We start from the raw sequence: 1,739 nt of genomic DNA, 5'->3' as shown, positions 1-1,739 counted from the left end.
ATGAGTAGCCCAAAGAGAAAAACACATAACCGCCCTTGCAAGCCTAGAGGCGTTTTATGAGGCACACAATGAAAAAACAAAGCTAGTCGAGCAAATACAAGGTTTGCTCTTTAAATGCGACGTCCGCTATTTACGGCACGCTCTGCGAGATTTAAAAAATTACATAAAGGATAAGAAATGAGCGATAAATTTATTACTCGTGATGAAGCCTTGAAGGAATTAGGCATATCTGCACGATCACTCTATGATAAAGTAAAACAAGGCGTAATAACCGCTAATAAAATAAACTCTAGAGTAATTTATTATTCTCTAAAATCTATACGTGCCTATAAATCAGGCAAAGCCACCCAAACTATCTAAATAATCGCTCCACCATTGCATAAGCCTAGCCCTAGCTTTTAAATTTTTGGCGTGGTTGTATGCTTCTTTGACTTTGTTGCTCTCAACATGAGCGAGGCAAAGCTCAATAACGTCGCTATTGCAGCCGTGCTTATCTATGTTTTCGTTAGCGATTGTGCTAAACGTGGCTCTAAAGCCGTGTGGAGTTACCATATCCTTATTAAACCTAGATTCCTAAGCATTACACGGATAGTGTTGTCACTTAATGGCGCAACATTTGATTTTATGGACGGAAAAATTAACTCACTTTTTAATGGCAGGCGCTCACGATATGTTTTTAACAAGGTGATCACACTTTGAGATAAAAATACATCGTGGGGTTTTGCCGTTTTCATCTCACTTGCTGGGATATGCCAAACACAATTTTCAAAATCTATCTGCGACCATTTGGCATTTCTGGCATTTTGCCCCCTTACTGCGGTATATAGTTGAAATATCGCACACACCTTTACCCTTAAATCCCCAAAATATTCTTTTATTGCTATTAATACAGCTCTTATTTCATCATCATTTTTTAAGTATGCAAAATGTTTCACTTCTCTACGCCCTAGTAGAGTTTTTTTGTCAATATCCGCTATTATATTGTGATCTACACACTTGTGTAATAGGGCATATTTAAAAAAACCGTTTAATATACTTAGCACTCTATCGGCTGTTTCTAGCTTTTCGTCCTCGAGCAGGGGACTAATGGCAGCTATTATGTCTTTTCTGCTTATGTCTTTTATGCTCATCTCACCAAGTTTTGGTAATAACAACGTCTCAAACCGCCTTTTTACCCAAAACTGCTGTTTTTCGCTCAACTTACTTTTTGTTTTATACCACGCTTCAAATACTGCTTTAAATTTTGTTTTTTCTGCTGTTTGTACTAGACTTTCGCCTTGATTGAGTTTTAATCTTAGCTCGTTTCTTTTATCCCTTGCCTCACTTAGGTTTATTCCATCATATTTGCCAAGAGTTAGGCGGTGACGTTTGCCGTTTTCTCGAAACTAATATATGAAAAACTTTGTGCCATTTGGCATTATTTTAATTAGCAGATTATCGCCATCGCTGACAAAATATGGCTTCTCTTTAGCTTTTAGACTTTTAAATTGCGTGATCGTTAGTTGGCGTGATAACTTAGGCATTTATAATCCTTTTTTGGCTGACTATTTTTATATTTTTAGCTACTTTTTTAAAGACGATCAGCCAAAAGTCAGCTAAAAAGTCTTTGCTATTATTTTCTTTTTGTTTCTTTTTATTGCCGTAAGTTTATGAGATAATGCTTTAAATTATTGTTAAAATCGAGATTTTATTGCTGTAACTTGCTTAATAATTCTATGTATTTCTTAATATAGTGGCGG

General features: G+C 35.9%; 4 protein-coding genes. 1 reads left to right on the top strand and 3 read right to left on the bottom strand.

The window, feature by feature from the left end:
- The first annotated feature begins 177 nt into the window (after window positions 1–177).
- Window positions 178–360, top strand: a complete 183-nt coding sequence (locus B9N62_RS10245) for a helix-turn-helix transcriptional regulator (protein ID WP_087585399.1) — start codon at window positions 178–180, stop codon at window positions 358–360.
- Here B9N62_RS10245 and B9N62_RS10930 read toward each other — a convergent pair.
- The 3 genes from B9N62_RS10930 to B9N62_RS10920 form a co-directional block, all read right to left on the bottom strand.
- Window positions 334–552 carry a tyrosine-type recombinase/integrase gene (locus tag B9N62_RS10930; protein WP_257640253.1) on the bottom strand — a complete coding sequence of 73 codons (219 nt, stop codon included), beginning with the start codon at window positions 550–552 and terminating at the stop codon, window positions 334–336. The genes B9N62_RS10245 and B9N62_RS10930 overlap by 27 nt on opposite strands.
- Window positions 546–1,199, bottom strand: coding sequence for a tyrosine-type recombinase/integrase (locus B9N62_RS10925; protein WP_257640252.1), 654 nt, complete (start codon window positions 1,197–1,199; stop codon window positions 546–548). The genes B9N62_RS10930 and B9N62_RS10925 overlap by 7 nt, the downstream gene beginning before the upstream one ends.
- 186 nt (window positions 1,200–1,385) lie before the next feature.
- Window positions 1,386–1,523 (bottom strand): Arm DNA-binding domain-containing protein, encoded by a 138-nt coding sequence (locus B9N62_RS10920; RefSeq protein WP_257640251.1) that lies wholly within the window; start codon window positions 1,521–1,523, stop codon window positions 1,386–1,388.
- Window positions 1,524–1,739: the final 216 nt, after the last annotated feature.

The sequence above is a fragment of the Campylobacter concisus genome, assembly GCF_002165785.1.
Taxonomy (GTDB): Bacteria; Campylobacterota; Campylobacteria; order Campylobacterales; family Campylobacteraceae; genus Campylobacter_A; species Campylobacter_A concisus_W.
The sequence above is the reverse complement of the archived record's forward strand: the minus strand, read 5'-3'. Positions and strand labels throughout refer to the sequence as shown.